This is a genomic window from Pelagibacterium xiamenense, from assembly GCF_021166475.1.
Classification (GTDB): domain Bacteria; phylum Pseudomonadota; class Alphaproteobacteria; order Rhizobiales; family Devosiaceae; genus Pelagibacterium; species Pelagibacterium xiamenense.
Genome location: NZ_JAJOYS010000001.1, coordinates 717075 through 733445 on the forward strand (window position 1 = coordinate 717075; position 16371 = coordinate 733445).

The following is a 16371-nucleotide window of genomic DNA, read 5'->3' on the forward strand; positions in this document are numbered from 1 at the left end:
TGTGCGCTAATATATATTCAGGAGGAATATATGGTCGCCAGTCTCATCGATCCCCGCGTCAAGCTGCGGCACGTCGCGTGCTTTCTCGAGATCAATCGGCAGGGCGGTGTCGTGGGCGCTGGCGAAGCGCTGGGCCTGAGCCAACCTGCGGTTTCCAAGGCCGTGGCCGAACTTGAGAACATCCTCGGCGTCGCCCTCTTCGACCGATCGCGGCGCAAGCTTGCGCTGACGGGCTTCGGGGAGATGTTTCTGCGCTATGCGACGACGTCAGTGGCCGCGCTGCGAGAGGGGATCGAAAGCGTCGCCAACGCGCAGACGGAGGCTGCGGTCGTCCGGCTCGGTGCATTGCCGACGGTGGAACTCGAAGTCGTGCCGCGCGCCGTTCTGCGGTTCTCGCGCGGACCGCTCGCCTGCCGGGTGCAGGTGGAAAGCGGGCCCAGCCCGCATTTGCTGAACCTGCTGCGCACGGGCGCCATCGATTTCTTCGTGGGGCGCATGCCGCATACCGATGTCATGACGGGACTGACGTTCGAACACCTTTATTCCGAGGACCTCGTGCTTGCCGTGCGCCCGGAGCATCCGCTTGCCGGAAGGGAGGCGCTGAGCCTGGGGGCGATCGAGCGCTTTGCGGTGTTGATGCCGCCGCCGGGCGCGATCATCCGGCCGACCGTGGACGAGCTGCTTGTTGCCAACTCGGTCGGGCGCCCCGCCCAGGACATCGAGACGGTCTCCAATAGCTTCGGGCGAGCCTATGTACTGATGAGCGATGCGGTATGGTTCATCTCGCGCTCGGTGGTGGCTGCGGACCTGCAGCGCGGTGACCTCACCGCACTCGACGTGGATATGGCGGCTTCGCACGGGCCTGTGGGCATCACGACGCGAGCAGGGGCGGAACTGGCGGTGCCGGCGCTCGCCATGATCGATGCGGTGCGCGCGGAGGTGAGCGCGCGGGGGTAGCTATCCCGTCCGCGGCTTGGCGCGGTTGGTTGCCTGCGCCGAAAGCGGGTCGTCGGGCCAATAGTGCTTGGGATACCGCCCCTTGAGGTCCTTGGCGACGTCCGCCCAACTTCCGCGCCAGAAGCCGGGAAGATCGCGCGTGGTCTGGATCGGGCGGTGGGCCGGAGAGAGGAGTGAAAGCAGCAGCTTGACCTTGCCGTCCGCAACCGCGGGGTGACGGTCGAGCCCGAAAAGTTCCTGGACACGGATCGCGAGTACCGGACCGTTCTCGGCTTCGTAATCGATAGGCAAACGGCTGCCCGAGGGCGCGTCGAAATGGCTCGGAAGCATGGCGTCGATCCGGTTGCGCAGTTCCCAGGGGAGCAGGTCGTAAAGCGCTGCGGAGAGGTGCTCGGCCGTGATCTCGGACAGGCGCGTGAGGCCGGAGATGTGCGGGACCAGCCAGGGCGCTCCGTCCTGTGCCAGAGCCTTGTCCGAGAGGTCCGGCCATGGATCGCCGACGGCGTCATGCAGAAATGTCGCGCGGCTCCGCAGCGCCTTCTGATCCCGGTTCCAGGGAAGCGCGCCGATGCCGGTGCTTGCGATGCCTTGTGCAAGAAGCGGTGCGGCGGCGTCCAGATCGGGAATCGCGGATGGGGCATCGTCGAGTTTCAAGGCACCCAGGCGCGTGACCTTGCGCGCGCGAACCGCCCTGGCCGGCCGATCGAAGGCGAGGGCGATTGCCGTGTCGATGCGGTCGGCGAAAACTGCTTCGATATCGCTCCGCTCGATCGCGGCGGCGCAGCGGATTGTTGCGCTGGCGGCCGCGCCGCTGAGATCGGCGACAACGAGGTAAGGCGCTCTTGCCAGCGGATCGGAAGGGTCGAGGCGCGCGCCGCGCCCGTTGGCGAGCCGGAAGCGCCCCGGCTCTCCCGCCGCCTGCGCCACGCGGTCCGGATAGGCGCGGGCGAGATGTCGTCCTATGTCGGCAGAGGGACCAGTACGCGCGTCGCCGCCAGCGAGTTGGGCCCAGCGCACAGCAAGCGCGCGTGCATCGTTCGCGCGGCGCGAGCGCTCTTGGCGCAGGTCTTCGTACCGGTGCGCAAGATTGGTGGAGTGGCCGCCGAGGCCGGGCTCGGCAAGGATCGCGGCGACCAGCGCGGCTTCGCCCGCCTCGCCTTCGCCGGCGGCGCTGGCGATCATGTGTCCGAGGCGCGGATGGAGCGGCAGCCTTTCAAGAAGCGCGCCATGCGGCGTGATCCGTCCGGTCGCATCGAGTGCATCGAGCGCCTTGAGGAGCGCGACCGCTTCGGTCCATGCCGGGCCGGGCAGCGGGTCGAGGAATGCGAGGGCACCTGGATCGGTGACGCCCCAGCCGGCAAGATCGAGAACGAGGTTGGAAAGATCCGCCTGCGTGATCTCGGGCATGTCGAAGGGCTGCAGGCTCGCGGTCTGGCCTTCGTGCCAGAGGCGGTAGCAGATGCCCGGCTCGGTGCGCCCGGCGCGGCCCCGGCGCTGATCGGCGGCGGCACGGGAAACGCGGCGCGTTTCGAGTCGGGTGAGCCCGGTATCGGGCTCATAAACCGGCACGCGGGCGAGCCCTGAATCAATGACGATGCGCACGCCTTCGATCGTGAGCGAGGTCTGCGCGATGGTGGTGGCGAGCACGATCTTGCGCCGGCCCCTGGGCGCCGGCTGGATCGCCCGGTCCTGCTCGGCACCGCTCAATTGTCCGTAAAGGGGGGCGATATCGGTATCCGGCGGCACAATTGCCGCGAGGCGATCGGCGATGCGGCGGATTTCGGCCTGGCCGGGCAGGAAGACGAGGATCGAACCGCTTTCCTCGCGCAACGCGCGCGCAACCGCGGCGGTGACACTGTCATCGAGACGCGCCTCGGGCGGGGCCGGGATGTGGATCGTTTCGACCGCCTGGGCGCGGCCCTCGCTTTCGATGACCGGCACATCCCCGAGAAGCTCCGCGACGCGGGCACCGTCGATGGTCGCGGACATGACGAGCAAACGCAGATCCTCACGCAGGGCCGTCGCGTCGAGCGCAAGGGCAAGGCCGAGATCGGCGTCGAGACTGCGTTCGTGAAATTCGTCGAAAAGAACGGCCGTTATGCCGGTGAGTTCGGGGTCATCGAGGATCATGCGCGTGAACACGCCTTCGGTGACGACCTCGATCGCAGTTTTCGCACTCACCTTGGTGTCGAGCCGCACGCGATAACCGACAGTCTCACCGACGGGTTCCCCGAGCGTATGGGCCATGCGGCGCGCGGCGGCCCTGGCGGCGAGCCGCCGCGGTTCGAGTACGACGATCTTGCCGCCTTTCCGCCAGGGCGCATCGAGCAACGCAAGTGGCACGCGCGTGGTCTTGCCCGCACCCGGCGGAGCAACGAGCACGGCACGCGTGCCCGCCTCGAGCGCTTCTCCAAGCGGCGCAAGGACGGCATCGATCGGCAGGGTCGTATCGAAAGCAGTCATGCCCGTTCTCTCGCCGGTTTGCGCGGCCAGCGCAAGCCACGCGCGGCGGCGGACGCCGGGATTATTTCAAGCTGGCGATCGCGTGCTTGAGGTTCTTTACGATCTCGGCGGAGGTTACTCTGCGGCCTGGGGTTTCAAAACCGAGCTTTTGCGCCGGGCTCCCGGGGGCCTTGACCTCCATCGAGCACGAGGCGTGGATTTCCGAGATCCCTTCGATGCCGAGCACCTCCCCGACATTGGCGGCATTGATCCCCGCGCCGGGCATGATGGCGATACGGTCGCCGGCGTAGGCCGTGATCGCATGCAAAGCAGCCAGTCCCTTGGGCGCAGCCGGCGCGCCGCCGGAGGTCAATATGCGCTCGAATCCCAATTCGACAGCGAGGTTGACCGCCTTGTCGAACTCCGGAACGAGATCGAACGCGCGGTGAAGTGTACGTCCCAACCCTTGCGCGCGAGCCGAAAGCGCCGCCAGTACCCCGGCGTCGAGCCGCCCGTCGGGCAGGCTTGCGCCGAAAACCACTCCGTCGAGCCCATGATGCCGGATGTAGTCGATATCATTCATCATGGTTCCCACCGCCGCATCCGAATAGACGAAATCGCCGGGACGGGGGCGGATCATCGCGTAAACGGGCACGGGGCAGTCCACGGCCTGCTTGACAAGCCCGGGCGAGGGGGTGAGCCCGCCCAATGCCAACGCGGAACAGAGCTCGATGCGGTCGGCACCGCCTTCCACCGCGGCGTCAAGGCCGTCGGCGTCATCAACGCATACTTCCAGAATCACTTTGTTACTCAAACTGCCGTAGACCTAATAAACATGCTCCGAGAAAACCCGGCTCGGTCCGGCATTGCGCCGGCACCACGAGCGGGCGGTCCATCCGCCGCAGAATGCGGCTGCGGACGGCCCCGTCGAGCGCGGCAACCAACGCAAAATCCTTCGAGAGCCCGCCGCCTACCGGCACGACGTCGGCACCGGTCACGTTGACCGCGAGCGCGAGCGGTGCCGAGACGAGCTCGATATAGACGCCGAGTGTTTCTTTTGCAGCGGCGTCTTCAGCGGCCCATGCCGCGAGAATGGCTTCGCTCGATAGCGACTGGCCGCTCAGATGCGCGTGGAGCCGCTCAAGCCCCCGCGCGCCGCCGACGGTGTCGACACACCCCTTGCGGCCACATCCGCACGCAAAATGCGGGATATCGCGCGGCGGGTCGCCGGCCCGAGTGGCGAGGATGGTGCCGTGCCCCCATTCGCCCGCATAGCCACCGCCCCGGTTCACCAGCGCGCCGTCGACGACGAGCCCGCCGCCGACGCCCGTGCCCAGGATGGCGCCGAAAACGATCGGGCGCCCGCGTCCGGCGCCGAGTTCGGCTTCGGCAAGCGCGAAGCAGTCGGCGTCATTGGCGACGATCACGGGAGCGCCGAGGCGGTCGGCAAGGCGTTCCTCGAGCTTGAGCCCGTCGATCGCTGGAATATTGGCGCAGATCGTACGGCCGGTTTCAGGGTCGACTACCCCCGTGATCGATATCGCCACGCCCTTGGGGCGCTGCGGCGCTTGCGCAATCAGCGCCTCCAGCGCCTCGACAAAGGCATCGAAATCCCGCGCTGGCGTGGACACCCGGACCGGATCGCCAATACCATTGGCATCAAAGGCAAAATTGCCCTTGATCGTTGTGCCCCCGATGTCGAACCCATAGATCATGGGCGCGCACGCTAAGCTGAATTCAGCGCAATACAAGTTCAGTTTATGTTAAATGCCATCAATAGTTTTGCGATCGCGGAAACCTTATTCCGCCGCCGCCGGGACATCGCCTGCTGCCGGGCCATTCGGGTCGCCCGGACCGGTTTCACATCCCAGATCGGGAAAGGCGGCGATGCGGTTTCCCGAATAGTCCTCGCGCAGCACGATGAGGTCCCGCTCTTCGAAATGCGCGAGCACGCGCCGCGCGCGGCCGGTCGAGTGACTGCCATAGGCACGTGCCAGCGTAGCGTCCGATGGACAGGGGTGGCCGGCAACGGCCGCACGGGCGAGAACGAGAAAGACGCCCTGAAGATCGTCGCTCAGCGTCTGGGCAAGCGCCATCGCCTGCTGCCAGACCTCGCTCTGTTCGGTCCCGGTATCCACCCCAGCCCGGGCCACGGCAAAGCGGCGCTTGAAATCGGCAAGATCGGGCGGCGCACCAGGCACACGGCGAATGCGGCATCTGACGAGAAAATCCTGATAGAGAACGGCGACGGACCGGTAGCTCGCATCCGGGTCCTCAAGGATTTCCGCAAGAACTGCGGCGATGGCGTCTTCCCGTTCTTTTTCGTCGATCTCGGGGAAAAGCCCCGCATCCGGCGGCTCGGGCGGCGGTGCGCTCAATTGCGCCAGAATATCAGCCGTCGGGCGCGGCGCTGGCTGTGGCGTCCGGCGGACGGGCTGACGAATATCTTCGTCCGCACCGGGGGTGAAGATCAGCTCCGCCGCATCTTCGCCACGTGCCTCGGGCAACGGCATGAGCCTTGGGCTTGTCGAGCGCGCCTGGGTCTCGACAGCGCCGATCGCGATATTGAGTGGACGCCGCGCCAGCGCCGGCCCGAGCGCGATGAAATGCCCGCGCTCGAGGTCGCGGAACATCTCGGTCGAGCGCTTGTCCATCCCCAGAAGGTCGCCCGCCCGCGCCATGTCGATATCGAGAAAGGTCCGGCCCATCAGGAAGTTCGACGCCTCAGCGGCGACGTTCTTGGCGAGTTTTGCAAGCCGCTGGGTCGCGATCACACCCGCAAGTCCGCGCTTGCGGCCGCGACACATGAGGTTGGTCATGGCGCCGAGCGAGAGCTTGCGCGCTTCATCGGACACTTCGCCGGCCGCCGCCGGGGCGAAAAGCTGCGCTTCGTCTACGACCACCAGCATGGGATACCAGTAGTCCCGCTCGGCATCGAAGAGCCCACCAAGAAACGCGGCGGCACACCGCATCTGGGCGTCCGCCTCGAGGCCCTCGAGATTGAGGACTACGGAAACCCTGTGCTGCCGGATGCGTCCGGCGATGCGGGTCAATTCATGCTCGGAGCGGTCGGCTTCAACGACGACGTGACCGAACTTTTCCGCCAGCGTCACGAAGTCGCCTTCGGGGTCGACGACGCATTGCTGCACCCAGCTGGCGCTCTGCTCGAGCAGCCGGCGCAACAGATGCGACTTGCCCGAGCCCGAATTGCCCTGCACCAGAAGGCGCGTGGCGAGCAATTCTTCGAGATCGAGTCGGGCGGGGCTGCCGGTATTGCTAGTGCCCATGTCGATCGCCACAGTCATTGCTGCTTTCGTCTCCGGTCAGTCTGCAGATGCTCGGGTGATTCTTTGGCGGCGGCGCGAACACGCCTATGGCAAATCTAGCATCGGGGGCCGCACGTCCGGCAACCCTTGCAATGGCTTTACGCACAACCCTATGGCAGCGTAGTCGTGCGAATCAGGCACAATCACAATAGCGCAACCAAGGATAACTTTTTTCATGCTCGATCGCGTGGTCGCCATGTTCAGCCGTTTGAAGACCAGCAGGCCAGAGCCCGGTGGTCCGCAGTTCGGTGCATTGCCCTATACCTTCGTGGACGGGCAAATCGTTGTGCTGCTTGTGACCTCGCGTGGCCGGGGGAAGTGGATCTTCCCCAAGGGCCGGCAGATCGAAGGTATGACGCCCTGGGAAACCGCAGCGCATGAAGCCTATGAAGAGGCGGGCGTCGAAGGCGAGATCGAACAAACGCCGATAGGATCCTACTTTCTGCCTGTTACCGATGAACGCCCGGCGCCAGTCGAGGTCAAGGTGTTCCCGCTCAAAGTGACCCGCCAGCGCGACGACTGGAAGGAGATGGGACAGCGATACCGGCACTGGGCCGTTCTCCGTGAAGCCAAGCGTCTGATCACCCACGACGGGCTCGCCGACCTTGCGGTCGCTCTGGCGAGCCGCGAGCAGTCGAGGGCCAGGGACGAAGAAACGCGCTAGAAGCCGAAGAGCGCCGACATCGCAAAATACAGCGCTGCTGACAGCAGGGCAGACGCCGGAACCGTGATGACCCACGCGGCGCCGATTGAAAAGGCGTGCTGGCGCCGCACAAGATAGCGGCGCTGGCGCTTCTGAAAATTCGACACGGCTTCCTCGGGCGTCTTGTTGAGGTGACTGGTTTTCAAGAAGACGCCTTCCGGGCTCACGGCCTTGTTCCGGATACCGCGGTTGGAAAAGCCCTCGCGCAAAAAACCCACGCCGAAGACGGCGCCGATTGCGATGTGGGTTGAAGACACGGGCAGCCCGAGCGCCGAAGCGATCAGGACGGTGATGGCCGCCGCAAGGGCAACGCAATAGCCCCGGATTTCGTTGAGCTTGGTGATCTGTTCGCCGACGGTCCGGATAAGCCGCGGGCCAAACAGGGCCAGTCCGAGCGCAATACCGAGCGCACCGATGGCCAGCACCCAGATGGGAAGGGTTACGGCACCGTCCGAAATGGCGGCGCCATTTCCGACCGCAGCGACAATCGCCGCGAGGGGGCCAACGGCATTGGCCACGTCGTTGGCACCATGGGCGAAGCTCAACAGCGCCGTAGCGAATATCAGCGGGACCCGGAAGAGCGTACCCACCTGTTTGTTGGTGTTCTCCATCCTGCCGGTACGACCCCGCACCCACGGGATTGTCAGGGCCCAACCCACCCCCGCGAGAACCAGCCCCAGGAAAAGCACTTCGTGGGGCTCGAACGACCAAACCCGTTTCAAGCCCTTCATCGCCATGTACATGGCGAAAACCCCGCTCATGAGGGCGACGAGCACCGGAACCCAAATTCGGGCAGCGTCAACCTTGTTGGGCTTGAAAAGGATGGTGGCGTTGACCAGAGCGAGCAGGGCCGCCGCCATCACGCCGCCCAAGACGGGCGAAATCACCCAGCTCGCGGCGATCTTGCCCATGGTTGGCCAGATAATCGCACCGAAACCGGCCGCCGCAATGCCGCTGCCGACCACGCCGCCGACCACCGAATGGGTCGTGGAAACCGGCGCGCCGAGCAGTGTCGCAAGGTTGACCCAAAGCGCCGATGACAATAGCGCGGCCATCATGATCATGATGAAAGCGGTGGTCCCCAGCGTGGTCTCCGGCGTTATGATGCTGCGCGAAATCGTTGAAACCACGTCACCGCCGGCAAGCAGCGCGCCACCAGCTTCGCAAATCGCAGCGATCGCCAGTGCCCCGCCCATGGTCAAGGCTCTCGCCCCGACTGCCGGTCCCATATTATTCGCAACGTCATTGGCGCCGATATTGAGGGCCATATAGGCGGCGATGACCGTCGCAATCATCACCAGGTAGCTCAACGGACTGCCCGACGCGGTGAAAATCGCCCAGGTCAGGGTCGCGAGCAGAAAGATCAGAGCCAGCCCCGGTGCTGCCATGGCACGGGAACTGTCCCGGGTCGCGGCTTTCAACTGGTCGACCCGCTTGAGGTCCTTATCGATTGCACTTTTGGCCATGAATCTTTCGTGTCGCGATTGCGCTGGGTACCTTCGGGCCGCCTCTATAGCAGAGGGGTGTCGTTTGCCACTCTATTGTGATGACATCGTCATAAATCATCCGTTTCCTGTGAGGGCATTTTCTGCGATCTGTGGGCCCAAATCTCTGGAAACAGCTCCCCTCGGGGTTTAGTTTACATGAAGGAACGTTTCCAGCCCCCGGAGAGAAAGCCTTTATGTCCACCCCCAGCGGCCCGCGCAAAAAATCGGTAAACGAGCGGGTCCGGGACATGATCTGGCCCCGCATGGGGTTACGCCGCTATCTCACATACCTGCAGAAAAAGGTGTTGCGGCTGAGCGCCAGCCCGCATGCGATCGGCGCGGGCGTTGCCTCGGGTGCGGCCGTTTCGGTTTTTCCGCTTGTCGGGCTGCATTTCTTTTTGGGGTTCGTCCTGGCTTTCGTAACGCGCGGGAATATGCTCGCAGCGGCCATCGGCACAGCCTGGGGCAATCCGGTCACGTTTCCGTTGTTCTTCTCGCTGAGTTACCAGTTCGGCAGCGCCATCCTTGGCCTGTTCAAGACGCCTGGCACGCAGGCGGTACGGATGAGTGCTGAAAACACCGAAGCCCTCTCGGGAGGTCTGTTTGCACTCGATCTAGGCCAGATCCTGCCGCTCTTTCAGACCATGATGGTCGGTGCGCTGCCGCTGGCCCTTTTTACCTGGGCGTTTTTCTATATCCTGGTGCGCGGGGTCGTCACCAGCTTCCAGATCGCGCGCCGTGCCAGGCTGGCCGCGCGGCGCGGCAACAGCAAGGCCCCGCCGGGTGCCGCCAACGGACATTCGGGGCGATAGGGATCAGCCGGTTTTCCGCCAGCGGTTCGACCGGACAAAGCCGGCAATGTCTTCTCCGCTCATCGGGCGCGCAAAAACGTAGCCTTGCAGGATGTTGCACCCCATCTCCTTGAGGATATGGGCGTGTTCGAGCGTTTCGACGCCCTCGGCAACGACCTCGACACCGAGCGAGGCACCGATGTCGATGATCGAACTCACCAGTCCCCGCTGCGCTTGGGACGCCGTGATGGGCATGATCAGCTGCCGGTCGATCTTGAGCCGGTTGGGCTGAAGCTGCAAAAGGCTGACGATCGAGGCGTAGCCCGTGCCGAAATCGTCGATTTCGATGTCGATGCCGAGTTCGCGGATCTGGTCGATGGTCCAGGAGACCAGTGTGTCGCTCTCGTCGAGGTAGATCGATTCCACCAGTTCGAATGAGACGGTGCCCGGCGCGATATTGAGCGCCTTGAGCGTATCGACGAGCGTTTCGTCCGCCAGCCGCCGTGCCGAAACGTTGACCGAAATGCGGGGAACGGCGATTCCCATGCGGGCCCATTCGGCGCGCTGGGCCATGGCCTGCTCGAGGATCAGCTTGTCGAGCACGGCGACGACGTTGAGCTCCTCGGCGATGTCCAGGAAATGGTCGGGCCCGAGCAAACCCTCGGTGGGATGCTGCCAGCGCGCGAGCGCTTCGAACCCGACGATGTCGAGCGTCCTTGCGTCGAATTGAGGCTGGTAGTGGGCGATGAAGGCGTTGGTTTCGAGGCCATTGAGAATCTCGTCCGCCGTGCGCTTGGTGTTGACGATCTCGGCCTGCAACTCTTCGGAGAAAAACTCGTACCGGCTGCGCCCCCGCCGCTTGGCGCGGTAAAGCGCGATGTCCGCGTTGATCAGCAACTGCTTGGGCGAGATGGCTTCGCAGTTCCCGCTCGCAATGCCGATCGAAACGCCGAACCGGCACTCGTGTCCCTGATAGGTGACGGGCTGACGCATGGCGCCGATGATGCGCTCGGAGAGTTGCCGCAGATCGCTGGACGATTTGCGGCCTACGCACATGATGACGAATTCGTCGCCGCCGATCCGCGCCACAAAATCGTCAGGGCGGACAGCCGACTTGAGGATTTCGGCGGCGTGGACGAGCATCGCGTCCCCAGCCGCGTGCCCCAGCGTGTCGTTGATCTGCTTGAAGCGATCAAGGTCTATATGGAGAATTGAAACTTCGGTGTGCTGGTTTTCTGCGTGGTGCGCGTGGGATTCCAGCGCCTCGTCGAGATAGCGGCGGTTGGGCAAGCCCGTCAGGGGGTCGTGAAGAGCATTGTGCTCGATCCGCGCCTTGGCGGTTTCGAGCTCGAGATTCTTGGCTTCGGCCTGCGTCTTGGCGCGCATGAGCGCTTCGGAAAGCTTTGCATCCGCCGTGACGTCCCAGTTGACGCCCACAATGCGCGGACTGGTGCCCGGATCCTGATAGACAGCGCCAATGGCCCGGATGTGCCGGATCTCCCCCGAGCGTGCGATGACCCTATAGTTGGATATATAGCGCGAGCCCGACCGGATTGCTTCGTTGAAGTCGCGCTCGGCGCGCTCGAAATCGTCCGGGTGCAGCGCATTGCGCCAATGGGAGTAGTCGCGCGGCCCGCCATCGACCGGCAGGCCATAAATCTCGTTCATCCTGTCGTCCCATGAGAGGTCGCCGGTGACGATGTTCATCTCCCAGACCCCGACCTGTGAGGTCGCCAGCGCCAGCTCGAGGCGGCGCGAAAGCCGCGAGAGTTCGAGTTCGCGCCGTCGCTGCTCGATCACCCGGCGGCGGCGCTCTTCGCTCAGGCGTCCCGCGAGCAGGATGGGGATCAACACCAGCGCCGCGCAGATCGCCATGATAAGCCGCAACTGCCAGGTATTGGGCGGCATCGAACGCCAGCCACCGGTCGGGTGGGCCGAAAGGAGCCAGCTTCCCGTGGGCAGTTCCACCGTCGCGGTCACGGGATTGTCGCGCAGGATGGCCGGATCACCCCAGAAGACGGGACCGTCCGCGCCCGTCCCGTCGGGTCCGGATATCGCGACTTCAAAGGGGCTCTCACGATCGTCGAGACCGGCCTGGGCATAGAGCGCGTCGGCGTCGATGACCGCCGCAACAATACCCCAGAAATGCGATTGGCCGAGCGCATCCCTGTAAGATACGGGGAACCGGGCGATGAAGCCGGTTCCGCCCTGGACGAGATTAACGGGGCCCGCAAGGATCATCCGGCCGGTGTCCCGGGCGCGCAGCGCCGTATCGCGCTGGTCGGGATGGGCGTTGTAGTCCAGCCCGAGCGCCGATGCGTTGCCCGCGAGCGGGTAGACCATGCGCACGACGAGATCCGGGGCGGCGGCGACGTTGCGTAACTGATTGTTCTGTTCGAACACGTGGGACGCCAGCCGCGCAAAGCGCTCCTGACTCATGTCCGGCTCGACGGTGATGGTCCCCACCAGTCCATGCACGAGGTGAATGTTGGCGTTGATCTTGCCCTCAAGCCGCGCGCGCACCAGCGACAGGTGGTCGAGTACCGCGCTGCGTTGGCTCTGTTCGAAATAGGCGCGGTTCTGATACTCGGCAAAGAAGGCGGCAATGAGCGTGACGGCAAGCGCAATGATCGCCGGAATGTTGTTCGCGCGGAACAGAGCGCGCAAGCCTCTAGGCACCATTCTGCGCCTGCCCGTCGGTCTCGTTGTTGCCGCCACTGTCCCGTGCCTTTTCTCGCGTGTCGGCATTGTGTAGGCGACAGGACTTAATACAGCCTTTAAGCCGCACCGCGATCCGGCGGCATTAGGCCGGATCGCGGGCATTTGCGGGGCCTGGCTGGCCGGCGTGCAATCCCGTCTGGAAATCACGCGCCAATATGTTTATGCTGAAGGTCTTCGCGAGAGCGCGAAGGGCAAGAGCAACCTCCGGCGGCAATATGGAAGTCCGCTTCCATATTCCGCCGTCTTTTTTGCGTTGCGCCGTTGAGCCTTAGAGGCGTCCCGTTTCCTGACGCATGATGTAAAGCGAACCCAGCACGATCATCGCCGCGCCCGGCCAGAACGCCGCGTTCGGTGCCGCGCCGAAGACGAGCCATGCGAGGATGATATTGAACGGCAGCTTCAGATCCTCGAACGGCTGAAGGTAGGCAGCGTCGGCTGCTGCATAAGCACGCGTCAGAAGATATTGTGCCGCCGCGGTCAAAACGCCGGCAGTCAGCAATATCGTCCAGCCCTCGATCGCCGGCACTTCGAGGCCCGCGCCCAGATAAAGCGCGAAATTGATCGGCGAGAGAAGGAAAAGAAGGTAGAGCGCGATCGACTCCGGACGCTCACTCCTGGTCAGTTCCTTGGTGATCAGCGAAGCGCCGGCCCAAAGCGCCGCGGCAACGACCGGCAGTAGGGAAAACGCAGTGAATGCTTCCGACCAAGGCGCGATGATGATCAGCGCGCCGATGAAGCCTACGAGCGTAGCGCCGACCCGCTGCAGCGTGACGCGTTCACGCAGGAACAGCGACGCGCCCGCGAGCACGAAAAAGGGCGAGGTCATCGAAAGCGCGATCGCCTGCCACAATGGCACATGCGCGAGCGCAAACACCCAGACTTGGACGCCGGCGGCCGACAAAGCGACACGGGCAAGGTGCAGAACCGGCCGCTGGGTACGCATGGCCCCGAAGCCGCGCCGCCACACGAGCGGCAACGCGAAAAGAAAGGCGAGGAAATACTGCCAGAACGCGATCGTGGTCGAGGATAGCCCGCTGACTATTCCGGCCCATTGAACGGTGATGTTGATGCCGGCAAAGGCAATGCCGGCCAAAAGCATCAGCCCCGCGCCCGTAAGCGCCGAACCGTGGGGAAGTGAGGAGGTCGTCTGGCTCATCTGTCGATCCTTTCGCATGCCACCAGTGACCTCAGGGGATGCGGGATCGACGGCACGACGCCTCCGCTAGCGCGGAGCACGTGCCTTAATGTCATTCCCGTTCTCTTCCATCCGGACTGTGACCGTCGGCTTCGGAATTGCACCGAATCTGCTGACCTTCATGTCGGGGACATGAAGCGCTCGCGGGCTTCGGACCTGTGGTCCGTTACCGCCGGTGGGGACTTTCACCCCGCCCTGAGAACATTATCGTCGACAGTCCATCGTGAAATGCCGATGGGACAGAGATAGAGCGCTCCGTGCGCCGATGCAAGCGCGAACGGAAAGAAAAAAGGACCGCCCAAGCTGAGCGGTCCTTCCATGAAATCGCCACAGCGAGTGGCCTGAACCCCTTGCAACCAAGTGGTTCGGAGAGGAGATCTATTTCAGCGAGGGCTGCCTCGCCAAAATCACCTCACACCCAAAGCCGCTCCCGCATGCGCGGATCTCACTAGACATTGGATCACCTCCTTTCACTTGGTTGAAACCACCTCGATGGTGCATGGCTTTGCTCGATTTGGCAAGCCGGGCCCACTCCCCAACCCACGCAAACTAATGTGAGTGGGTATCCGATATCGATGGCTTCTCAAGCCCTTAGAGATGATTCATACTTCGCCGTCCGTCGAATCGTCAGGTAAGGACGCACCGCCGCCGGTATTCGCTTGCGGCGTAAATCAGCAGCACGGCGACGGCCAGTCCGCCAGCCATCGCGATCCAGTCGATCTGCATGAGCATCTGCGTAATCACTGGCCCCGCTTGAAGGCGGGCCTGTCCTTCCCAGACGGCTTCAAGATCGATCGCATCGACGTTGAAGGTCAGCCTGTTCTCAAGGAACCGCCACACATAGCCGCCGCTGCGCTCGAAATTGCGCATTGCGATCGCTTCAAACAGCGATATGACGCCGGGGATGAGGACCGACAACGGGATCGACCAGCGGCCGAAAACCGTGCCCAGCAATCCGATCCAGCCGTAGAACGGCAGGTACCATAGCAACGATGTGACAAACAGCATTGTCGCGATGGCGACGACGTTGAGGAGCGTTACGGCAACCTCTGCCGCCGACGGTGGGCTGAAGCCTGCCAGGAGGTTGGCCACGGTGTAGGTGGGCAGATAGGCGATCAGTGCCGTAAGCACCGTCGCAACAAGGATCGCCGCGGGGAAGATCGTCAGCCCCGCAGCAACCTTGCTCGAGAGGATCTTGAGGTCCGACTGCGGCATGGACTTCCAGAACAGCATCGCATTGTTGCGGCTGTCCGCGGAAAAGGCGTTGGCATAGTAAAACATCAGCGTGACGAGCAGATACAGCCACCAGCCTGCCACGGTTACCGAAAGCAGAGCCTCATAGAGCCGCAACGCGCTCGAGGGCCCGTCCGAAAAGCTTGCGTCGACCGAGTGACCGACCATGCCGTAAAGCGCCGCAGCGAGCATGAGGCCGATCAGCACCATCGGCGCAACGACGAACGCGAGCCTGTGTTCGAGATATTCGCGCTTGATAAGAGCTACAAAGGCGCGCATCAGGCGGCTCCCGCGTTGAACGTTTCGCGCTGCATCAACGCAACGAAAAGGTCCGACAACGTCGGGGTCGACACCTGCCCCAGGGCCTTGAGTTTGGCACGGTCCACGCCATCGAAAATCATTACCGTCTGGCCGAACCGGCCTTCGAGGTAAATCGGGCCCAGCGCCTTGGCGCTTTCGGCATGCGCGGCGTTGGAAACGACAAGCTGGGCGTATTTCTCATTTACCGTTTCCATTTGCATGTGCACGATCAATTCGCCGTCGCGGATGAACATGATGTCCGAAAGCATGAATTCGATCTCGTCCACCTGGTGGGTGGTGATCAAGAGCGTACGCTCTTCGGTCATGTAGTCTTCCAGCAGCCGGCGGTAGAACCGTTTGCGGTAGGTGATGTCGAGCCCCAGCGTCGGTTCATCGAGCACCAGAAGTTTCGCATCGATCGCCATCACCACGGCGAGGTGAAGCTGCGCGATCATGCCCTTGGAGAGGTTCTTGATCTTCGCTTCGGGCCGGATGTCGGTTCCAGAAAGGAACTCGCGTGCCTTGTCCTGGCTGAAGTTGGGATGAATGTTCGAAAGAAGTGCAAACAGCTCGCGCACTCTCAAAAACCGGGGCAACGACGCGACGTCCGAAATGAACGCGACGTTATTCATCAGCTGCGTCCGGCTTGCGAACGGATCGACCCCGAGAACCTCGATCTTCCCTTCGCACTGGGTCAGACCCAGGAGCGCGTTGAGGGTTGTGGTCTTGCCTGCCCCGTTATGCCCGACGAGCCCGTAGATGCGGCCCGCAGGGATGTCGAAATCCAGCCCATGCAGAATCTCGGTCTTGCCGAAGCGTTTGCGGAGTCCCCGTGCCGAAACGATTGGCTGTTCACTCATCACCCTTGCCCTCACGCTTGAGAAGATCGTCGAGGCTCAGCCCGAGCGACGCTATGCGCTCCTTGATCACAGGCCAATCCTCCTCGAGAAATTTTTGACGTTCATATGTGCGCAGCTTTTCGCGCGCGCCTGCGAGAACGAACATGCCGAGGCCCCTCCGCTTTTCCACGATTTCCAGATCGACGAGAGACTGATAGGCCTTGGTAACGGTCAGGGGGTTGACCGACAGGTCGGTCGCCACCTGCCGGACGGAGGGCAGGGGATCGCCCTCGCCTATCGTCCCGCCAAGGATCATCCCGATCATCTGCTGCCGGATTTGGATGAAGATCGGCGTATCGTCTCGCCATTGTGTCATG

13 protein-coding genes and 1 riboswitch are annotated in these 16371 nt (G+C 63.4%); of the genes, 3 read left to right on the forward strand and 10 right to left on the reverse strand.

Features of this window, described 5'->3' with window-relative positions:
• Positions 1-30 precede the first annotated feature (30 nt).
• Positions 31-957, forward strand: coding sequence for a pca operon transcription factor PcaQ (gene pcaQ, locus LSG43_RS03560; RefSeq protein ID WP_231801334.1), 927 nt, complete (start codon positions 31-33; stop codon positions 955-957).
• Here the strand turns inward: pcaQ and hrpB are convergent, their stop codons facing one another.
• From hrpB to LSG43_RS03580, 4 genes are all read right to left on the reverse strand, one after another.
• Entirely contained in the window at positions 958-3420 is a 2463-nt protein-coding gene (gene hrpB, locus LSG43_RS03565) for an ATP-dependent helicase HrpB (RefSeq protein WP_231801336.1), read from the reverse strand.
• 61 nt (positions 3421-3481) lie between these two features.
• A complete protein-coding gene (locus tag LSG43_RS03570) occupies positions 3482-4201 on the reverse strand; it encodes a copper homeostasis protein CutC (RefSeq protein WP_231801338.1) in 720 nt (239 codons plus the stop codon).
• Positions 4202-4205: 4 nt separating this feature from the next.
• Positions 4206-5114, reverse strand: coding sequence for an ROK family protein (locus LSG43_RS03575; protein WP_231801340.1), 909 nt, complete (start codon positions 5112-5114; stop codon positions 4206-4208).
• An 84-nt stretch (positions 5115-5198) separates the two neighbouring features.
• Positions 5199-6704: a helicase HerA domain-containing protein gene (locus tag LSG43_RS03580; RefSeq protein WP_231801342.1), complete on the reverse strand. Its 1506-nt coding sequence runs from the start codon at positions 6702-6704 to the stop codon at positions 5199-5201.
• Between the two features lie 196 nt (positions 6705-6900).
• Here LSG43_RS03580 and LSG43_RS03585 point away from each other — a divergent pair, with 196 nt between their 5' ends.
• Positions 6901-7389, forward strand: coding sequence for an NUDIX hydrolase (locus tag LSG43_RS03585; RefSeq protein WP_231801344.1), 489 nt, complete (start codon positions 6901-6903; stop codon positions 7387-7389).
• Here the strand turns inward: LSG43_RS03585 and LSG43_RS03590 are convergent.
• Positions 7386-8894 (reverse strand): inorganic phosphate transporter, encoded by a 1509-nt coding sequence (locus LSG43_RS03590; RefSeq protein ID WP_231801345.1) that lies wholly within the window; start codon positions 8892-8894, stop codon positions 7386-7388. The genes LSG43_RS03585 and LSG43_RS03590 overlap by 4 nt on opposite strands.
• A gap of 215 nt (positions 8895-9109) precedes the next feature.
• On the opposite strand from LSG43_RS03590, the gene LSG43_RS03595 reads away from it, so the two are divergent.
• On the forward strand, positions 9110-9727 hold the full coding sequence (locus LSG43_RS03595; RefSeq protein ID WP_231801346.1) for a DUF2062 domain-containing protein: 618 nt from the start codon (positions 9110-9112) through the stop codon (positions 9725-9727).
• A 3-nt stretch (positions 9728-9730) separates the two neighbouring features.
• Here the strand turns inward: LSG43_RS03595 and LSG43_RS03600 are convergent, their stop codons facing one another.
• The 5 genes from LSG43_RS03600 to LSG43_RS03620 form a co-directional block, all read right to left on the reverse strand.
• Complete coding sequence (locus tag LSG43_RS03600; RefSeq protein WP_369412439.1) at positions 9731-12373, reverse strand: bifunctional diguanylate cyclase/phosphodiesterase; 2643 nt, start codon at positions 12371-12373, stop codon at positions 9731-9733.
• A gap of 322 nt (positions 12374-12695) precedes the next feature.
• The gene (locus tag LSG43_RS03605) at positions 12696-13583 is read right to left on the reverse strand and encodes a DMT family transporter (RefSeq protein WP_231801348.1); all 888 of its coding nucleotides are present in this window, start codon (positions 13581-13583) and stop codon (positions 12696-12698) included.
• Positions 13584-13678: 95 nt separating this feature from the next.
• Positions 13679-13829, reverse strand: a riboswitch (FMN riboswitch).
• Positions 13830-14249: 420 nt separating this feature from the next.
• Positions 14250-15134: a hypothetical protein gene (locus tag LSG43_RS03610; protein WP_231801350.1), complete on the reverse strand. Its 885-nt coding sequence runs from the start codon at positions 15132-15134 to the stop codon at positions 14250-14252.
• Positions 15134-16015: an ABC transporter ATP-binding protein gene (locus LSG43_RS03615; RefSeq protein WP_231801352.1), complete on the reverse strand. Its 882-nt coding sequence runs from the start codon at positions 16013-16015 to the stop codon at positions 15134-15136. The genes LSG43_RS03610 and LSG43_RS03615 overlap by 1 nt, the downstream gene beginning before the upstream one ends.
• Complete coding sequence (locus LSG43_RS03620; RefSeq protein WP_231801360.1) at positions 16008-16370, reverse strand: GntR family transcriptional regulator; 363 nt, start codon at positions 16368-16370, stop codon at positions 16008-16010. Before LSG43_RS03620 ends, LSG43_RS03615 begins: the two co-directional genes overlap by 8 nt.
• Position 16371 lies beyond the last annotated feature (1 nt).

What these genes read in the sequence shown, in the direction of transcription:
- LSG43_RS03615 (WP_231801352.1), bottom strand. Translation starts at nt 16,015, where the DNA reads ATGAGTGAACAGCCAATCGTTTCGGCACGGGGACTCCGCAAACGCTTC.
- LSG43_RS03610 (WP_231801350.1), bottom strand. Translation starts at nt 15,134, where the DNA reads ATGCGCGCCTTTGTAGCTCTTATCAAGCGCGAATATCTCGAACACAGG.
- LSG43_RS03620 (WP_231801360.1), bottom strand. Translation starts at nt 16,370, where the DNA reads ATGACACAATGGCGAGACGATACGCCGATCTTCATCCAAATCCGGCAG.
- hrpB (WP_231801336.1), bottom strand. Translation starts at nt 3,420, where the DNA reads ATGACTGCTTTCGATACGACCCTGCCGATCGATGCCGTCCTTGCGCCG.
- LSG43_RS03580 (WP_231801342.1), bottom strand. Translation starts at nt 6,704, where the DNA reads ATGACTGTGGCGATCGACATGGGCACTAGCAATACCGGCAGCCCCGCC.
- LSG43_RS03595 (WP_231801346.1), top strand. Translation starts at nt 9,110, where the DNA reads ATGTCCACCCCCAGCGGCCCGCGCAAAAAATCGGTAAACGAGCGGGTC.
- LSG43_RS03590 (WP_231801345.1), bottom strand. Translation starts at nt 8,894, where the DNA reads ATGGCCAAAAGTGCAATCGATAAGGACCTCAAGCGGGTCGACCAGTTG.
- pcaQ (WP_231801334.1), top strand. Translation starts at nt 31, where the DNA reads ATGGTCGCCAGTCTCATCGATCCCCGCGTCAAGCTGCGGCACGTCGCG.
- LSG43_RS03585 (WP_231801344.1), top strand. Translation starts at nt 6,901, where the DNA reads ATGCTCGATCGCGTGGTCGCCATGTTCAGCCGTTTGAAGACCAGCAGG.
- LSG43_RS03605 (WP_231801348.1), bottom strand. Translation starts at nt 13,583, where the DNA reads ATGAGCCAGACGACCTCCTCACTTCCCCACGGTTCGGCGCTTACGGGC.
- LSG43_RS03575 (WP_231801340.1), bottom strand. Translation starts at nt 5,114, where the DNA reads ATGATCTATGGGTTCGACATCGGGGGCACAACGATCAAGGGCAATTTT.